This is a genomic window from Streptomyces sp. R302 (genome assembly GCF_012927245.1).
Lineage (GTDB): Bacteria > Actinomycetota > Actinomycetes > Streptomycetales > Streptomycetaceae > Streptomyces.
The window spans coordinates 784,188-800,525 of the sequence record NZ_JABBGE010000001.1 but is presented as its reverse complement, the minus strand read 5'-3'; the positions used below and the strand labels follow the sequence as shown (position 1 = coordinate 800,525).

Here is a 16,338-nt window from a genome sequence, read left to right as displayed (position 1 = left end):
GGCCGTCTGTCGGAGGGCTGTCGGAGGGCTGTCGGAGGGCTGTCAGTGGCGGCCTGTTCCATGAGGGGCATGACGCGATCACAGACCAACGCCGTCGAGGTCCGGGGCCTCGTGAAGCACTTCGGCGAGACCAAGGCCCTGGACGGGGTCGATCTGGAGGTCCGCGAGGGCACCGTCCTCGGGGTCCTCGGGCCCAACGGCGCCGGGAAGACCACCCTCGTCCGCTGCCTCTCCACCCTCCTCGTCCCGGACGCCGGGACCGCCACCGTCGCCGGCTACGACGTGGTGCGCCAGCCCCGCCAGCTGCGCCGCACCATCGGCCTCACCGGCCAGTACGCCTCCGTCGACGAGAAGCTCTCCGGCTTCGAGAACCTGTACATGATCGGGCGGCTGCTCGACCTGTCCCGCGCGGACGCCCGCCGCCGCGCCGACGAGATGCTGGAGCGCTTCTCCCTCACCGAGGCCGCCAAGCGCCCGGCGATGAACTACTCCGGCGGCATGCGGCGCCGCCTCGACCTCGCCGCCTCCATGATCGGGCAGCCGGCCGTGCTCTACCTGGACGAGCCGACCACCGGCCTCGACCCCCGCACCCGCAACGAGGTGTGGGACGAGGTGAAGCGGATGGTCTCCGAGGGCGTCACCGTCCTCCTCACCACCCAGTACATGGAGGAGGCGGAGCAGCTCGCGAGCGAGCTGACCGTCGTCGACCGGGGCAAGGTCATCGCCCGGGGCGAGGTGGACGAGCTCAAGGCGAAGGTCGGCGGCCGCACCCTGAAGGTCCGCCCGCTCGACCCGGAGCAGCTGCCCGCGATGGCGGCCGCGCTCCGCGAGACCGGTCTCGACGGCGTCGCCGGCGCGACCGTGGTGCCCGACGAGGGCGCGCTGTACGTGCCGATCCTCACCGACCAGCAGCTGACGGCCGTGGTCGCGCTGCTCGGCGCGCGCGGCTTCGGCATCGCCGACATCGGCACCCATCTGCCCAGTCTGGACGAGGTGTTCCTGGCCATCACCGGCCAGAGGACCGCCGACTCCGACGCGATCCGCGAGGAGGTCGCCGCGTGAGCACGACCACGGTCACCCAGTCCCCCGCCGGCACCCCGGACCGGGCCCCCGCCCGTCCGGTCCGCACCGGCGACGACGGCCGCATCGGCCTGCGGGCCAACCTCCGCCACATCGGCGCGCTCGCCCGGCGCAACGCCCTCCAGATCAAGCAGGACCCGGAGTCGATGTTCGACGCCGTGTTCATGCCGATCATCTTCATCCTGCTCTTCGTGTACGTCTTCGGCGGCGCGATCGCCGGCAAGGGCAACAACGACGCCTATGTGAACTACGTGGCGCCCGGCCTGATGGCGATGATGGGCATGAACATCGCCATGGCCGTCGGCGTGGGCATCAACGACGACTTCAAGAAGGGGGTGATGGACCGGTTCCGGACGATGCCGATCGCCCGCTCCTCGGTCCTCATCGCCAAGATCGTCGTCGAGATCGGCCGGATGCTGATCGCCACCGCGATCCTGCTCGGCATGAGCTTCCTGCTGGGCCTGACGATCCACACCTCGGTGCTCCACCTGTTCGCCGCCATCGGCCTGTCGATGGTCTTCGGCGCCTCGCTGATGTGGATCTTCATCCTGATCGGTCTGACCGTGAAGACCGCGCAGGCGGTGCAGGGCGTGGCGATGATGGTCCTGATGCCGCTCCAGTTCGGCTCCTCGATCTTCGCCCCGACGGCGACGATGCCCGGCTGGCTGGAGACCTTCACGGACTACAACCCGCTGTCGAACCTCGCGGACGCCGCCCGCGCCCTCATGAACGGCGGCGCGGTCGCCCACTCCGTGTGGATGACGCTGGGCTGGTCGCTGGCCATCACCCTCGTCACGGCGCCGCTCGCGGTCGCCAAGTTCCGCAAGAAGACCTGAGCCGGCACCCCCGGTGACGGGGGCTCAGGACTCGGCGCGCCCACTGATCGCGTCGGCGGCGCTGCCGAGCAGGGCGGCGGCCTCCTCGGGGGAGAGGCCGCCGCCTTCGGCGTGCGCGGCCTCGAAGGCGTCCGCGCCGAGGACCGCGCGGGCAAGGCCGGTCGCCCGTGCCAGGTTCTCCCGCTCCAGGCCCGGCTCCCGGTGCCCCTCGGGCACGAGGGCGTCGCGCGCGCCGAGGAGCAGGGCCGCCGTCCTGGCCGCCTCGCCCCCGAGCCCGGCGAGCGCCCAGGCCCCGACGACCAGATGGACCCCGGGCATCTGCGGCACCACCATCATCGACAGCGGGCCCAGGGACCGCCGGTACGCCGCGGTGACCCGCGCGAGCCCGTCGGCGTACTTCCCCTCCAGGACGTCGATCCAGGCCAGGGTGCCGAGCATGAACCCCTGGAAGACGGCGAGGGTCTCGCTGCCGAACTCCGCCAGGAGCACCGTCAGATGGGTGCGGGCCTCGGCGGTCCTGCCCGTCCTGCCCAGCGCGAGCGCGAGGAACAGGCGCGCGCCGAGCTGCGGTTCGTGGCCCGTGGCGGGATCGTCCAGGATCTCCCGCAGGATCGCCTCGCCGTCCTCGATCCGGCCCGCCTCGATCAGCGTGTCGGCGTACCGGGCCCGCAGCAGGCTCCGCTGCGAGGGCGCCCCGATCTTCTCCGCGTAGCCGATGGCGGCGGCGAAGTCCCGGGACGCCGCGTCGTAGGAGAGCTGCCGCTCGTGGGCCTCGCCCCGGGCGGAGAGCGCCTCGGCGGCTCCCCAGGCGTCCCCGAGCTCCTCGAAGAGGGCCAGGCTCTCGTCGGCGTCCGCGATCGCGAGGTCGGCCCACTGGCCCCGGTTGGCCCGCATGTTGGCGCGCACCTGCAGGATGTGGGCGAGCTCCCACGCGTACCCGTATCGTCGGCACGCCTCCACGGTGACGTCGAGGAGCTCGTGCAGCCGCTCGGGCTCGCCCATGATGAGCACGGCGAAGACCGCGAAGGAGCCGGGGAGCCGGCAGGTCTGCGGCAGCCCGGGCCGGTAGACGGCGGTGATCTCGCGGAGCCGGGCCTGGCCCTCGGGACTCGTCCACCGGTCCGCCTCGTGGTCCATGTTGATCAGCTCGACGAGCCGCACCCCGCGCCGCGCCTCCCAGCGCTGCTCCTCGGAGAGCGGCGGCGGGGCGGCCGTGCACGGTTCGGCGAGCGGGACGAGCGGCGCGGCGGGCGGGGTGAAGGGGTCGGGTCCGAGGGCGGCGACGGCCCGGACCGACTGGAGGGCGTCGGAGCGCAGGTCGCGCAACTGCCAGTACCAGAGCAGGGCGTGGACGAGGACCAGGGCCTCGTCCTCGTCGCCGGCGGCGACGGCCCGGGCGAGCCCGGTGCGGAGGTTGCCGTACTCGGCGTCGAGCCGGACCATGGCGGCGAGCTGGCCCGATCCGCGCAGTCCCGGGTCGGTGGTACGGGCGAGCTCGCGGTAGTACGTGAGGTGGGCCCGCTCGACGGCCGCCCGCTCCCCGGCCTCGTCGAGCCGCTCCCCCGCGTACTCGGCCACCGTCTCCAGGAGCCGGAACCGCATCCCGGACTCCTCCGGCGCCGACACCACCAGCGACTTGTCGACCAGCGCGCCGAGCACGTCGAGGACGTCCGTCCGCTCCGCGCCCGCGCAGACCGCCTCGGCCGCCTCCAGGTCGCAGCCGCCGGTGAAGACGGCGAGCCGCCGCAGCACCGCCCGCTCCGGCCCTTCGAGCAGCTCCCACGACCAGTCCACCACCGCCCGCAGCGTCTGCTGACGGGGCAGCACCGTCCGCGCGCCCGAGGTCAGCAGCCGGAAGCGGTCGTCGAGCCGGTCCGCGATCTGCCGGGGCGACAGCAGCCGCAGCCGCGCCGCCGCCAGCTCGATCGCCAGCGGCAGCCCGTCGAGCCGCCGCACGATCTCCGCCGCCGCCTCCGGGTCCCCGGCCACGTCGAAACCGGGCCGCGCCGCCGCGCCCCGCTCGGCGAGCAGCCGCAGCGCCGTCTCCTCCGGCAGCGGACCGAGCGGCCGCAGCCGCTCCCCCGGCACGCCGAGCGGCTCCCGGCTGGTCGCGAGGACCCGTACGCCGGGACAGCCGGCCAGGACCGTCTCCGCGAGCCGGGCCGCCGCGTCCACCAGGTGCTCGCAGTTGTCCAGGAGCAGCAGCATCCGCCGCCCCGCGCAGTGCTCCACGAGGCGGTGCAGGGGGTCGCCGCCGGCGCGGAGCTCCTCGGCGCCGGCGCCGCGCAGCACGGTCTCGCGGGCGCCGAGGGCGGCGAGGACGGCTTCGGGGACGGCCTCCGGGTCGCGGACCGGGGCGAGTTCGGCGACCCAGACGCCGTCGGGCCAGGCACCGGCGGCCCGCTCGGCCGCCTCCTGGGAGAGCCGGGTCTTGCCGGCGCCGCCGGGCCCGAGGAGGGTCACGAGCCGGGCGGTGCCCAGATCGTGGCGGAGTGCGGTGATCTCCTCCTCGCGGCCGACGAAGGAGGTGAGCCGGGCCCGCAGATTGCCGGGAGCGGGGGCGGGGGCGGGGGCGGCGGCGGGAGCGGGGGCGGGGGCGGTCCTGCGTACCGGGGTGGGGGCGGGGTCCTTCGCTTCGGCCGTGAGCAGCCGCTCGTGGAGGGCGCGCAGTGCGGGGCCCGGGTCGGCGCCGAGCCGGTCGGCGAGCGTCCGGCGGACCTCCTCGTACGCGGCGAGGGCCTCGGCGGCGCGGCCGGTGTCGCGCAGGGCGCGGATCCGCAGGGCCTGGAGGGGCTCGTCGAGCGGCCGGTCGGCGCAGAGGGCGGTGAGCTCGGGGAGGGCGTCGGCGGCCCGGCCGAGGGCGAGCGCGGCGTCGAGCCGGCCGCGCCGGGCGTCCAGGCGGCGGGCCTCCCAGCGGGCGGCCTCGGCGTGCCGGTCGGGCAGGTCGGCGAGGGCGGGCCCGGCCCAGAGGCCCAGGGCCTCGTCGAGGAGGGTCGCGGCCCGGCCCGGGTCCCCGGCGGCGAGGGCGGCGGAGCCGTCGGCGGCGAGCCGTTCGAAGCGGTAGAGGTCGACGTCCTCGCGGGCCGCGCCGAGCCGGTAGCCGCCCCCGTCGGCGGACGGGACCCGGTCCCTGCCGAGCGCCTTCCTGAGCCGGCCGGCCAGCGCCTGGAGCGCGGCGACGGCGTCGGCGGGCGGCTCGTCGCCGTGCCAGACCTCGTCGACGAGCACGGCCACCGGCACGGCGCGGCCGGGCCGGAGGGCGAGGGCGGTGAGCAGGGCGCGGACGCGCGGCCCGCCGACGGGCAGCTCGCCGCCGTCGGCGCTCAGCACACGGGTCGGTCCCAGGAGGCAGTAACGCACTCCCCCATTCTCCGCGAGCGCCCCGCGTGCGCCGGGCGGCGGGGGAGGTCACGGGGAACCGGGGCCGCGAGCGGTACGTTCTCGCACCACCACAGCCTGTTCCGGATCGGGGGGAGCCCATGATGAGTTCGGCCGCCGTCCGCCGCGAGGAGCGCCGGATCAGTCCCGTCTTCCTGGCGGTGCTCGCCGTCATGGCGGTCACCGGATGGGCGGTGTGGACGGACTTCGCCGCGCTGCCCGGGGTGGCGGTCTTCCTCTTCGTGACCTCGGCGTGGGTCGTCTCGCTCTGTCTGCACGAGTACGCGCACGCCCGCACGGCCCTGCACGGCGGGGACGTCACGGTGGGCGCCAAGGGGTACCTGAGCCTGAACCCGTTCGCGTACACCCACGCCGTCCTCAGCGTGGTGCTTCCCGTGCTCTTCGTGATCATGGGCGGGATCGGTCTGCCGGGCGGCGCGGTCTTCATCGAGCAGGGCCGGATCAAGGGCCGCTGGAAGCACAGTCTGATCTCGGCGGCGGGCCCGCTGGCGAACGTGCTGTTCGCGGTGGTGTGCACGGCGCCGTTCTGGCTGGGCACGCTCGACGGGGTGCCGGCGGCCTTCCGGTACGCGCTGGCGTTCCTGGCGTTCCTCCAGGTGACGGCGGCGCTCCTGAACCTGCTGCCGGTGCCGGGGCTCGACGGCTACGGGATCGCGGAGCCCTGGCTGTCGTACGGGCTGAAGCGGCGGATCGAGCCGTACGCGCCGTACGGCTTCTTCGTGGTGATCGCGCTGCTCTTCGTGCCGGTCGTCAACGGCGCCTTCTTCGACGCGGTCGACGCGCTGATGCGGGCGCTGGGCGTCGACGGCCTCGACCGCGCCTGCGGCTCGGCGCTCTTCCGCTTCTGGGAGGGCACCCCGGCGGCCTGCCCGGTCTAGACGGCCTCTGGACGGGCTCTAGACGGCCTCTGCCTCTGCCGCCGTCTCCGCCTTCTCCTCCTTCTCCGCCTTCGCGCGGCGGAGGTAGTACCAGGCCATGTTGGAGGAGAGGCCGGCGAGGAGGACCCAGACGATGCCGATGAAGCTGCCGTTGACGAAGGAGATCACGGCCGCGGCGACGGCCAGGGCGCAGACCACGAGGGCGTAGAGGGCGAGACGGGGCATGGGGGTCGGCTCCTGTCGGGTACGGCAGACGGTGCCCCACCAGTGTCCCCCATGCCCCGAAGCGTCCGTTCTCCGGCTCCGCCCCGGGGCGCGGGAGTCGCTCAGATGTCGGTGATGCGGATGCCCGCGTGGGCCTTGTAGCGGCGGTTCACCGAGATCAGGTTGGCGACGAGGGACTCGACCTGGTGGGCGTTGCGGAGCCGGCCCGCGAAGACGCCGCGCATGCCGGGGATGCGGCCGGCCAGCGCCTGCACGATCTCGACGTCGGCGCGCTGCTCGCCGAGGACCATGACGTCGGTGTCGATCTCGGCGATCGAGGTGTCCTTGAGGAGGACGGCGGAGAGGTGGTGGAAGGCGGCGGCGACCCGGGAGTCCGGGAGCAGCGCGGCGGCCTGCTCGGCGGCGGAGCCCTCCTCGGGCTTGAGGGCGTAGGCGCCCTTCTTGTCGAAGCCGAGCGGGTTGACGCAGTCGACGACGAGCTTGCCGGCGAGCTCGGCGCGCAGCGACTCCAGGGTCTTGGCGTGGCCGTCCCACGGCACGGCGACGATGACGACGTCGCTGCGGCGGGCGCACTCGGCGTTGTCGGCGCCCTCGACGCCGTGGCCGATCTCGGCGGCGACGGCCTCGGCGCGGTCGGCGGCGCGAGAGCCGATGATCACCTGCTGGCCGGCGGCGGCGAGGCGGTAGGCGAGGCCGCGGCCCTGGTCGCCGGTGCCGCCGAGGACGCCGACGACGAGCCCGGAGACGTCGGGCAGGTCCCAGGGGTCCCTGGGGGAACGGGGGGAAGTCGAGTCGGTCGAGTCAGTCATGGCCCGACCCTACCGACCGGTTCGGGACCCGTTCGGGTGGATCGGGGGCAACCGGCCGCGCGCGGGCGTCCGCTGGGGCAGGATGCGGCGCCATGGATGCCGTACGGGTCGCGTTGCTGCGGGAAGTGCTCGCCGGGACGGAGTGGCCGGCGGCCGCGCGCCGCTTCGCCGGGGCGCTGCGGGCGTCGGTGGCGCCGCGGCGGGGGGCGCTGCTGCTCGTGGGCACGGAGGCGTACGAGCCGTGGCACCTGGCGGCGCACCTGGTGGACGAGGCGGCCTGGTCGGGCCTTCCGGAGCTGGCCCCCACCCTGGTACGCCACCGGGCCAGGCCCGGCGACCCGCCGCACCTGGCGGTGGGCCTGGGCCGCCTGGCGGCGGCGGGCCGGGGCACGGCCCTCCTCGTCGTGGCACCGGCGCGGCCGGAGGACGACCTGCTGCAGCGGGTGCACGACGCGCGGCGGGCGGGGGCGACGGTGCTGTCGCTCGACGGGGGCGACGAGGAGGTGCGGGGCCTGGCGCACGAAGCGCTCTCGGTGACGGAGGACGAGGGCCTGGACCTGGACACGGTCCAGCACCTCGTGAGCGCGGCGGCCGGCGAGAACCGCCTCCCCGCGCCCCGAGGCCTCCGCCTCCGCCACCGCCTCTCCCTCCTGACCAACCACCTGACCTCCCCACCCCCACCCCGCTGGTAACCCCGCCACACCCGTAGCGGGCCGCGGTCCCGCCAGGGCGGCGCCCACCCGCCGCCGCCGTTCCGTTGTGGGCATACGTTCCGCTAGGGCGATGGGGGTCCCCCCTGCTCGAGCGAAGCCGAGAGCTTGGGGGAGGGTGGGCACAACGGAACGGCACCCTGTGCGGGTGCCTCCGCACCTGCGCCTGAACCCGCACCGGTACGGAGCCGTACATCGGGTGCGGGTCCAGGCGCAGGAAGCCGAGGCGCGGCAGAGGGCACCGTCCCTGTGCCCACCCGTCCCGCCCTAGGGAGCGTATTCGGTTGTGATCAAGGTGCTGCTCGTGCGAGGTCCTTGATTCAGATCATGGAGGCGCGGAGGTGGAGGCCGGCGAGGTAGCTCCCCGGGGTCTTGTCGTAGCGGGTGGCGATGCCTCGCCATGCCTTCATCCTGTCGATCGCCTGCTCGACGGTGTTCCGTTCCTTGTAGAGCTCGGTGTCGTGACTGACGGGCCGGCCGCCCCCACTGCCCTTCTTCTTCCGGTTGGCGGCCTGGTCCTTCTTCTCCGGGATGACCGCCTTGATGCGACGTTTGCGCAGGTGGCCACGGTTGCCGCGAGACGAGTAAGCCTTGTCTCCGGCGACTGCGTCCGGCCTGGTGCGGGGGCGGCCGACGGGCCCGCGCACCCGCACCTTCTTCAGGACGGGGATGAACTGTGGGCTGTCCGCCGCCTGGCCCGCGGTCAGGATGAACGCCAGCGGGCGGCACTTGCGGTCGGCGGCGAGGTGGACCTTGCCGGTCTGCCTGCCCCTGGAGCGTCCGAGGAGGGCGGCCTTCAGCCGGAGTTTCCGCCGGCGCCGGACGCGTCGTCGTTCTTCCCGCGCGGGATCGCTTTCGGCCTCCTGCCCTCTTGGTTCTTCGAGCCCGCCCCCTTTGGCCTGGCCTTCTCCTCCTCGGCGGCGGCTTTCTCCAGAGCGGTGACGACATCCTCGTCGAGGTGCATCCCGGCCGCGTCGTGGTGGGCACGGGCGGTGGTGGAGTCGATGCTGACCAGGGACAGGTCCACCTCACCGCGCTTCGCGGCTTCCGCGATCAGGCCCTCCAGCAGGGCCTCGAAGACCCCGGCGTCACGCCACTGCCGGAAGCGGTTGTGGACGGTCGACCATGCACCGAACTCCGTCGGCATCTCCCGCCACTGCCCGCCCGTCTTGAACCGCCAGATCACGCCCTCGAACTGCTGCCGCAGCCGCCCCGGGTACGGGCCGTACTCGCCGATCGGCAGGTACGGCCCGATGAACTCCCACTCCGGGTCGGTCAGTTGCACTCGCGTCATACAAGACGGTCTACCGGGCCAGACCGTGCCACGAAGCCGCATCCCGCAGATTGATCACGACTCGATACGCTCCCTAGGCGGGCTGCGGGGCGCGCGTTGCCGGAGCAGCCGCGACCTTGCGGGTCTCGCGCATTATCAGCAGGCCGTTGACCACCATCAGTGTCGCGGTCAGGCCGTGGACGCCGAGCGCGGTGGCCACGGAGCCGTGGTGGGCCAACACGTTGGCCATGTCCCCGTACGCGGCGAGGGCCTCGACCAGCATCGCCCAGCCCAGCGCCCGGCGGTGACCTGCCAGCAGCAGGACACCCAGTACCAGGGCCATGACGACGTCGCGGGTTCCCTTGACGATCAGGAAGCCGCCGCCGTCGCCGGACGGCCAGCTCGGCAGGCCGAAGCCCGGCGCCACCGTCTCCGGGCGCAGGATGAACTCCGACCCGAACCAGAGGATGAAGAGGATGAAGGCGGAGGCCAGGACGGTGTTGATCTTCTTCAGCGACACTGTTCTTCTCCTTGTGGGTATCGGGCTCAGACGAGGGCGGTGACCAGGAAGGCGAAGGCGGCGACGATGACGGCGACGCGGACGTAGTGGTAGCGGTCCCAGCGGTTCATCTGCTCCTTCCAGTCCGCGGGCGGGTTCTCGGGGGTCCACGTCTTGCCCCGGTTGTTGATCGGGACGAGCAGCAGGAGCGACATGATCACGCTCACGATCAGCAGCGCGGCGGCAGTGACGACGAGTCCGGCGCCGGGGCGGTCCCATCCGGCGATGGCCCAGACCACGCTGAGGACGAGCGAGCCGATGTACCAGAACGGCATGAGGGCGCCGAGCATCCGGCCCCCGTGGGCGCGGGCGAGCTGGCCACTGTCCTCGGGGAGGGCGTTGAAGATCCGGTTCATGACGAAGGCGACGGAGAACTCCACCCCCACCATCAAGCCGACGATCACGGTGGTGAACACCTCGAGTGCGTTGAGCATGACGCCCCCCTGGGAGCTAGCGCTGCTAGATGATGAGGCAACGCTAGTGCTGCTCCCGCTCGATTGTCTAGCGATGCTAGGATTCGAGTCATGTCGGTACAAGAACGCAAGCAGCGCGAACGGGCGGAGCGCGAGCGCCTCATCGTGGCGACAGCCCGCGAACTCGCCGAGCAGCAGGGCTGGGACGCGGTCACAACCCGCCGGCTCGCCGAGCGCATCGAGTACAGCCAGCCCGTCCTCTACAGCCACTTCCGCGGCAAGCGGGAGATCATCGGCGCCGTCGCCCTGGAGGGCGCTGCCGAGTTGGCCGCGGCGGTGCGTGCCACGACCTCCGCCGCGGACGGCCCGCGCGAGCGGGTCGCCGCGCTCGCCCGCGCCTACCTCGACTTCGCCGCACGCAACCCGGCGGTCTACGACGCCTTGTTCCAGCTCGACGGCGGCCTGGCGTACGCGCAGGAGGACACCCCGGAGCCGCTGAAGGACGCCTTCGCCGCGCTGCTGGAGAGCCTGGGCGAGGTCGCCGGGGACGGTGTCCACCCGGGGCTGTTCACCGAGGTGTTCTGGGCGTCCCTGCACGGCCTTGCGACCCTGACCCGGGCGGGACGGTTGCCGCCGGAGGACGCCGAGCCGAGGGTGGAGCTGCTGGTGGACCGGCTCGCCGTGGTCTGAAACACCGTCCCGGCGGGCACGCAGCCGGGTCCCGGCCGCTGCCTGCGGCAACGCTTCCGGTCACTCGCGTCCACACGGCGCAGCCGCAGATCGCCGGGCCCCGTGCCCCAGGCCGGCACCCGCTCCGGAAGCTGCGATGCTCATTGATCGCGACCCGATACGCGCCCTGGCGGGACGTATGCCCACAGGGACGACGGGTGCGGGCGCGTGCCAGGGCCAGGCCCCGCGCGCCGGGCCTGCGGCTGGGCACCGCCCCAGCGGGACGTATGCCCACGGGGACGACGGGCGCGGGGTGGGCACCGCCCTGGCGGGGCGGCCTGGGGGCGGCGGCGCAGGGTGGGCGGCGGAACCGGTGGGGGCCTGTCCGGGGGCGGCCCGGGGGCGGGGGAAATCGGTTGCTCTGGGGTGGGGGTGGGCGGAGCATGGGCGGCCGTGGGTTCTTCCTTGCGTTCGCGGCTTGGGGCCGTGCTTCCCGATACGGCGCCGTGGCGCTCCTCCCGTGACTTCCGGCTGCTGTGGGGGCAGGGGCTGGTCACGTACTTCGCCAGCGCCATGGCGATGGTGGCGCTGCCGCTGCAGATCAAGGAGCTGACGGACTCGCCGCTCGCCGTGGGCGCGATGGGCGCCGTGGAGCTGGTGCCGCTCGTGGTGTTCGGGCTGTACGGCGGGGCGCTGGCGGACGCGGTGGACCGGCGGCAGGTGATCGTCGGGACGGAGGCGGGGCTCGGGGTGCTCGCCCTGTTGCTGCTGCTGAACTCGCTGCTCCCCCGCCCCCTGCTGTGGCCTTTGTACGTGGTCGCGGCGGGCGTGTCCGCGCTCGCCGGGCTCCAGCGGCCCGCCCTGGACTCGCTGCTGGCGCGGATCGTGCCGCACGAGCAGCAGACCGCGGCGGCCGCGCTGAATTCGCTGCGCTGGCAGATCGGGGCCGTCGCGGGCCCGTCGGTCGCGGGCGTCGTGGTGGCCTACGCGGGCCACGCCCCGGCGTACACGGTGACGCTCGCCGGCTTCGCCGTGTCGGTCCTGATGTGCCGGCGCCTCTCCCCCGCCCCGCCCGCGCACGACGCGGAGAAGCCGTCGCTCCGGTCGATCGCCGAGGGCGCCCGGTACGCCTGGTCGCGCCCGGTGCTGCTGGGCACGTACGCGATCGACCTGGCCGCCATGGTCTTCGCCTTCCCGAACGCGGTCTTCCCCTTCCTCGCGGACGAGCTGGACGCCCCCTGGTCCCTCGGCCTCATGTACGCGGCCGGCTCCGTCGGCTCCCTGGTCCTCGGGCTGACCAGCGGCTGGACCTCCAAGGTGCGGCGGCACGGGCTGCTCGTGGCCGGCGGCGCCGCCGGCTGGGGGCTCGCGATCGCGGGCGCGGGCTGGTTCGGGAACGTGTGGGCGGTTCTGCTGTGCCTGGCGTTCGCGGGCGCCGGCGACATGCTGAGCGGGCTCGGGCGCTCGACGATCTGGAACCAGACGATCCCGGAGGAACTGCGCGGCCGGCTCGCGGGCATCGAGGTGCTCTCGTACAGCGTGGGCCCGCAGCTCGGCCAGGTGCGGGCGGGCGTGATGGCCGGATGGACCGGCACCCGTACCGCCGTCTGGGCGGGCGGCGTCGCCTGCGTGGCCTCGGTCGGCCTGCTCTGCCTGACCCTGCCGAAGCTGCTCCGCTACGACTCCGACACCGACGAGGACGCGCTGCGCCGCAAGGCCCACCAGGAAGCGGCGGCAGTGGCGATGTGACCGGGGCGGGGCGGGGCCGGGGGCCGGCCGCCGCCCGGCGCCGTCAGTCCTGGTCCTCCACCGGGCCCGGCTTGTCGTGCCAGCGGGGGTCGGTCTCCCACTCCAGGTTCCGCTCGCGGGCGGTCTCCATGGCGTGCGAGGCCTCCTCACGGGTGGCGTAGGGGCCGAATCGGTTCTTCGCCGGGCATTCGGGCCCTTCCTCGACCTTCTTGTGTTCCAGGCAGTAGTACCACTCGCCCGGCTTTCCGGCCGTGCGCTTCTTGAACAGGGCCATGGTCGTCGGCTCCTTCCTTCGGGACCATGCTGCCCCAGACACGGTCGTTAGACTCGCTGGCATGTCTGGCCAGTCGCTTCTCGTACCGGGGGAGCTCTCCCCCACCCGCTCCGTCCCGGGCTCGATCCGTCGCCCCGAGTACGTCGGAAAGCCCGCCCCCACCCCGTACACGGGGCCCGAGGTGCAGGACTCCGACACGATCGAACGGATGCGGATCGCCGGCCGCATCGCCGCGCAGGCGATGGAGGAGGCCGCCAAGCTCATCGCCCCGGGCGTCACCACCGACGAGCTCGACCGGGTCGCGCACGCGTACATGTGCGACCACGGCGCCTATCCGTCGACCCTGGGCTACCGGGGCTTCCCCAAGTCGCTGTGCGCCTCGGTCAACGAGGTCATCTGCCACGGCATCCCGGACTCCACGGTGCTGCGCGACGGCGACATCGTGAACCTGGACGTGACGGCGTACATCGGCGGCGTCCACGGCGACAACAACGCCACCTACCTCTGCGGCGACGTCGACGAGGAGTCGCGGCTGCTCGTCGAGCGCACCCGGGAGTCGCTGAACCGCGCGATCAAGGCGGTGAAGCCGGGCCGCCAGATCAACATCATCGGCCGGGTCATCGAGTCGTACGCCAAGCGCTTCGGCTACGGCGTGGTGCGGGACTTCACCGGGCACGGCATCAACACGTCGTTCCACTCCGGGCTGATCGTGCCGCACTACGACTCGCCCCACCACACCACCGTCATCCAGCCCGGCATGACCTTCACGATCGAGCCGATGCTGACCCTCGGCACCCACGAGTACGACATGTGGGACGACGGCTGGACCGTGGTGACCAAGGACCGCAAGCGGACCGCGCAGTTCGAGCACACCCTTGTGGTCACCGAGACGGGAGCGGACATCCTTACGTTGCCCTGACCCCCCTCGGGGGTACAACCTTTACCGACAGGTCGTCGGGAAACCAGTTGACTTAGGTAAACCTAACCTTGCAAGATCGGGTCGACTGGTTCCCGCCCCATCGGTCTCGGAGGCACGCCTTGGACACGCCCTTCTCCACCCTCATCCGCACGGCCTCGCACGAGCAGCACACGGAGGCGGAGACCTCGTCCTTCATGGGCGACCTCCTGGGCGGACGGCTCGGCGTGGACGCCTACGCCCGCTACACGGAACAGCTGTGGTTCGTGTACCGGGCCCTGGAGGAGGGCGCGGAGGCGCTGCGCGAGGACCCGGTCGCCGGGCCCTTCATACAGCCCGAGCTCTTCCGCACGGAGGCCCTGGAGGCGGACCTCGCCCATCTGCGCGGCCCCGGCTGGCGCGCCGGGCTCTCCGCGCTGCCGGCCACCGAGGCGTACGCGGCCCGGGTCGCCGAGTGCGCCCGCACCTGGCCGGCCGGTTACGTCGCCCACCACTACACCCGCTACCTGGGCGATCTGTCGGGCGGTCAGATCATCCGCGACAAGGCCGAGCGGACCTGGGGCTTCGACCGCAAGGGCGACGGCGTGCGGTTCTACGTCTTCGACGCGATCGGCAACCCGGCCGCGTTCAAGCGGTCCTACCGCGAACTCCTCGACGGGGTGAACGCGGACGACCTGGAGAAGCAGCGGATCGTCGACGAGTGCAAGCGGGCCTTCGCCTTCAACACGGCCGTCTTCCGCGAGCTGGGCGGCGAGTTCCCGCTCAGCGCGTAAGCGCTTCTAGCGCATCAGCGTTCTTTCCAGGCGGACCCGTCCGCCCAACTCCACGATGCCGTCAGGGCCGGGGGCGGTCAGCAGCTGCGACCCCCGGCCCTGCGTGATGTTGAGGGCCCGGCCGAGGCGTTCGGTGAGCAGCAGGGCCGCCGCGCCGGTGGCCTCGTCCTCGTCGATGCCGTCGCCGCGGCCGGGGAAGGCGCGCGCCCGGACCCGGCCGGCGGCCTCCTCCTCCCACGCCCAGGCGTAGATCCACTCCCCCGGCTCGGGCACCTCCAGCGCGTCGACCTCGGCGGCGGAGGCGTACTGCCGCAGGGTGCGCGGCGGGGCCCAGGCGGCGCGGGCCTCGATCCAGGTGAACTCGCCGTCGCCGCGCACCCATATCTCTCCGGCGGGCGGGCAGATCACCTCCAGGTCGAGCAGCCAGGCGGTGCCGACGAGCGGGTGTCCGGCGAAGGGCATCCGCAGGCCCGGGGTGTAGATGTCGACGATGCCGCGCTCGGGGTCGTCGACGAACACGGTCTCGCTGAAGCCGAGTTCCTTGGCGAGCGCCTGCCGGGACGCCTCGTCGGGGTGGGTGCGACCGTCGCGGACGACCCCGAGGGCGTTGCCGTGGCGCCCGTCGCCCGCGCAGAAGACCCGCAGGACGTCGATCTCGGTGCCGGTGCCGGTCTCGCCAGTCGTGTTCATGCCGGAATTGAACCATCCAGGGACAGGTGACAGGGCATTACCTCGGTTCGTCCCGGGGTACGGCCCTGCCGGCGCGGCCCGGTCACCCCTCGGCGCCGGCACCGCCGACCGTGCCCGCGCCGGTGGTGACGGTGGTACTAGTCCCGTTACTGGTGGCGGTGGGCGGTCGGGAGCACGGCGTCCTCGTCCAGCGCGAGGGAGACGGTCACCGGGTCGAGGGCGAGGCCCGCGTCGCAGGAGGACACTCCGCCGGAGGCGGCGAAGAGCGCGGCGCGGTCGGCGGTCGGCTTCGCGGGCAGGGCGGCGAGGGTGACGACCTCGCCCTTCGGGGTCCAGTCGGCCTTCGTCGGGTCGAGTTCGGCGAAGCGCACGCCCTTCCTGGCGCCGGAGGCGGTGGTGACGTCGGCGGTGAGGGTGCTCGTGGTTCCGGCGGCGGGCGGTGCTGCCGCAGGCCGCCGAACTGTCCTTCCCCTTCCCGGTCGCCGAGGTCGTCCGGATGGGCCGGGCCCCGTGGGCGGGCACCGTACGCGAGGCGGAGGACGGGGCGGCGGTGGCGGAGGCGAGGGCCGCGACCGAGGTGGCCGACTTCGCCGCGCGGCCGTTCTCCGCGCTCTCCGGTGGGGAGCGGGCCCGGGTGGCGCCGGCCAGGGGGCGGCCCAGCGGACCGGGCTGCTGCTCGACGAGCCGGCAGCCGTGCTCGGCCTGCGCCACCGGGAACTGGTGCTGCGGGTCCGCCGGGAGCGGGCGGCGGCCGGGGACGCGGTGGTGGTCGTCCTGCACGACCCGGGGGCTTGCGGCGGCGCACGCGGACCGGGTGGGGGTCGCGCACGGCGGTGTCGTGGCCGCCGACGGGCCGCCCGCCGAGGTGTTCGGCGAGGAGCTCCTGCGCCGGGTCCACCGGCAGCCGGTGGAGGTCTTCCCGCATCCGCGGACGGGCGTCCCGCAGGTCGTGCCGCGCCGGGAAGCCTCCTGAGGAGAAATCGTCACGAACCACCCCGCTTGACCGGTGTTTGACCCGGCGATGGGGCGGTCATGGCGTGTCCGTGACCACCCCGTATCCGATCCGCCGAACGTGAGAGTCACGT

General features: G+C 73.4%; 16 protein-coding genes and 2 pseudogenes. 9 read left to right on the top strand and 9 right to left on the bottom strand.

Annotated features, from left to right (window positions below):
* Positions 1-69: 69 nt before the first annotated feature.
* Both HHL19_RS03725 and HHL19_RS03720 read left to right on the top strand, forming a co-directional pair.
* Positions 70-1,062 carry an ATP-binding cassette domain-containing protein gene (locus HHL19_RS03725; protein ID WP_169085430.1) on the top strand — a complete coding sequence of 331 codons (993 nt, stop codon included), beginning with the start codon at positions 70-72 and terminating at the stop codon, positions 1,060-1,062.
* A complete protein-coding gene (locus HHL19_RS03720; protein ID WP_169085428.1) occupies positions 1,059-1,916 on the top strand; it encodes an ABC transporter permease in 858 nt (285 codons plus the stop codon). Before HHL19_RS03725 ends, HHL19_RS03720 begins: the two co-directional genes overlap by 4 nt.
* Before the next feature lie 24 nt (positions 1,917-1,940).
* Here HHL19_RS03720 and HHL19_RS03715 read toward each other — a convergent pair whose 3' ends face one another.
* Positions 1,941-5,276, bottom strand: coding sequence for a BTAD domain-containing putative transcriptional regulator (locus HHL19_RS03715; RefSeq protein ID WP_169085426.1), 3,336 nt, complete (start codon positions 5,274-5,276; stop codon positions 1,941-1,943).
* Between the two features lie 122 nt (positions 5,277-5,398).
* Between HHL19_RS03715 and HHL19_RS03710 the strand changes: the two genes are divergently transcribed.
* Complete coding sequence (locus HHL19_RS03710; RefSeq protein ID WP_169086283.1) at positions 5,399-6,193, top strand: site-2 protease family protein; 795 nt, start codon at positions 5,399-5,401, stop codon at positions 6,191-6,193.
* Positions 6,194-6,211: 18 nt separating this feature from the next.
* Here the strand turns inward: HHL19_RS03710 and HHL19_RS03705 are convergent, their stop codons facing one another.
* Complete coding sequence (locus tag HHL19_RS03705) at positions 6,212-6,418, bottom strand: hypothetical protein (protein WP_169085424.1); 207 nt, start codon at positions 6,416-6,418, stop codon at positions 6,212-6,214.
* A 101-nt stretch (positions 6,419-6,519) separates the two neighbouring features.
* Complete coding sequence (gene npdG, locus HHL19_RS03700) at positions 6,520-7,227, bottom strand: NADPH-dependent F420 reductase (RefSeq protein ID WP_169085422.1); 708 nt, start codon at positions 7,225-7,227, stop codon at positions 6,520-6,522.
* Positions 7,228-7,319: 92 nt separating this feature from the next.
* Here npdG and HHL19_RS03695 point away from each other — a divergent pair, with 92 nt between their 5' ends.
* A complete protein-coding gene (locus HHL19_RS03695) occupies positions 7,320-7,919 on the top strand; it encodes a hypothetical protein (RefSeq protein WP_169085420.1) in 600 nt (199 codons plus the stop codon).
* Between the two features lie 338 nt (positions 7,920-8,257).
* Here the strand turns inward: HHL19_RS03695 and HHL19_RS03690 are convergent.
* The 3 genes and pseudogenes from HHL19_RS03690 to HHL19_RS03680 all read right to left on the bottom strand — a co-directional run bounded on the left by HHL19_RS03690 (position 8,258) and on the right by HHL19_RS03680 (position 10,203).
* A pseudogene (locus HHL19_RS03690) lies at positions 8,258-9,231 on the bottom strand (IS5 family transposase).
* A 73-nt stretch (positions 9,232-9,304) separates the two neighbouring features.
* The gene (locus tag HHL19_RS03685; RefSeq protein WP_169085416.1) at positions 9,305-9,730 is read right to left on the bottom strand and encodes a DUF4267 domain-containing protein; all 426 of its coding nucleotides are present in this window, start codon (positions 9,728-9,730) and stop codon (positions 9,305-9,307) included.
* Positions 9,731-9,756: 26 nt separating this feature from the next.
* Positions 9,757-10,203, bottom strand: coding sequence for a DUF1772 domain-containing protein (locus HHL19_RS03680; protein WP_169085414.1), 447 nt, complete (start codon positions 10,201-10,203; stop codon positions 9,757-9,759).
* 90 nt (positions 10,204-10,293) lie between these two features.
* Between HHL19_RS03680 and HHL19_RS03675 the strand changes: the two genes are divergently transcribed.
* Together HHL19_RS03675 and HHL19_RS03670 are read left to right on the top strand one after the other, a co-directional pair.
* Positions 10,294-10,872, top strand: coding sequence for a TetR/AcrR family transcriptional regulator (locus tag HHL19_RS03675; protein WP_169085412.1), 579 nt, complete (start codon positions 10,294-10,296; stop codon positions 10,870-10,872).
* Positions 10,873-11,316: 444 nt separating this feature from the next.
* Positions 11,317-12,600 carry an MFS transporter gene (locus tag HHL19_RS03670; protein WP_169085410.1) on the top strand — a complete coding sequence of 428 codons (1,284 nt, stop codon included), beginning with the start codon at positions 11,317-11,319 and terminating at the stop codon, positions 12,598-12,600.
* A gap of 43 nt (positions 12,601-12,643) precedes the next feature.
* Here the strand turns inward: HHL19_RS03670 and HHL19_RS03665 are convergent, their stop codons facing one another.
* The gene (locus tag HHL19_RS03665; RefSeq protein ID WP_169085408.1) at positions 12,644-12,874 is read right to left on the bottom strand and encodes a hypothetical protein; all 231 of its coding nucleotides are present in this window, start codon (positions 12,872-12,874) and stop codon (positions 12,644-12,646) included.
* Between the two features lie 61 nt (positions 12,875-12,935).
* Between HHL19_RS03665 and map the strand changes: the two genes are divergently transcribed.
* Entirely contained in the window at positions 12,936-13,793 is an 858-nt protein-coding gene (gene map / locus HHL19_RS03660) for a type I methionyl aminopeptidase (RefSeq protein WP_169085406.1), read from the top strand.
* A gap of 119 nt (positions 13,794-13,912) precedes the next feature.
* The gene (locus HHL19_RS03655; protein WP_169085404.1) at positions 13,913-14,563 is read left to right on the top strand and encodes a biliverdin-producing heme oxygenase; all 651 of its coding nucleotides are present in this window, start codon (positions 13,913-13,915) and stop codon (positions 14,561-14,563) included.
* A gap of 6 nt (positions 14,564-14,569) precedes the next feature.
* Here the strand turns inward: HHL19_RS03655 and HHL19_RS03650 are convergent, their stop codons facing one another.
* The gene (locus tag HHL19_RS03650) at positions 14,570-15,253 is read right to left on the bottom strand and encodes a PhzF family phenazine biosynthesis protein (protein WP_169085402.1); all 684 of its coding nucleotides are present in this window, start codon (positions 15,251-15,253) and stop codon (positions 14,570-14,572) included.
* Positions 15,254-15,399: 146 nt separating this feature from the next.
* A complete protein-coding gene (locus tag HHL19_RS03645; protein ID WP_169085400.1) occupies positions 15,400-15,624 on the bottom strand; it encodes a hypothetical protein in 225 nt (74 codons plus the stop codon).
* Positions 15,625-15,683: 59 nt separating this feature from the next.
* Here HHL19_RS03645 and HHL19_RS03640 point away from each other — a divergent pair.
* A pseudogene (locus HHL19_RS03640) lies at positions 15,684-16,226 on the top strand (ATP-binding cassette domain-containing protein); the annotation flags it as partial.
* Positions 16,227-16,338: the final 112 nt, after the last annotated feature.

What these genes read in the sequence shown, in the direction of transcription:
- HHL19_RS03680 (WP_169085414.1), bottom strand. Translation starts at nt 10,203, where the DNA reads ATGCTCAACGCACTCGAGGTGTTCACCACCGTGATCGTCGGCTTGATG.
- HHL19_RS03695 (WP_169085420.1), top strand. Translation starts at nt 7,320, where the DNA reads ATGGATGCCGTACGGGTCGCGTTGCTGCGGGAAGTGCTCGCCGGGACG.
- HHL19_RS03675 (WP_169085412.1), top strand. Translation starts at nt 10,294, where the DNA reads ATGTCGGTACAAGAACGCAAGCAGCGCGAACGGGCGGAGCGCGAGCGC.
- HHL19_RS03710 (WP_169086283.1), top strand. Translation starts at nt 5,399, where the DNA reads ATGAGTTCGGCCGCCGTCCGCCGCGAGGAGCGCCGGATCAGTCCCGTC.
- HHL19_RS03665 (WP_169085408.1), bottom strand. Translation starts at nt 12,874, where the DNA reads ATGGCCCTGTTCAAGAAGCGCACGGCCGGAAAGCCGGGCGAGTGGTAC.
- HHL19_RS03725 (WP_169085430.1), top strand. Translation starts at nt 70, where the DNA reads ATGACGCGATCACAGACCAACGCCGTCGAGGTCCGGGGCCTCGTGAAG.
- HHL19_RS03705 (WP_169085424.1), bottom strand. Translation starts at nt 6,418, where the DNA reads ATGCCCCGTCTCGCCCTCTACGCCCTCGTGGTCTGCGCCCTGGCCGTC.
- HHL19_RS03650 (WP_169085402.1), bottom strand. Translation starts at nt 15,253, where the DNA reads ATGAACACGACTGGCGAGACCGGCACCGGCACCGAGATCGACGTCCTG.
- map (WP_169085406.1), top strand. Translation starts at nt 12,936, where the DNA reads ATGTCTGGCCAGTCGCTTCTCGTACCGGGGGAGCTCTCCCCCACCCGC.
- npdG (WP_169085422.1), bottom strand. Translation starts at nt 7,227, where the DNA reads ATGACTGACTCGACCGACTCGACTTCCCCCCGTTCCCCCAGGGACCCC.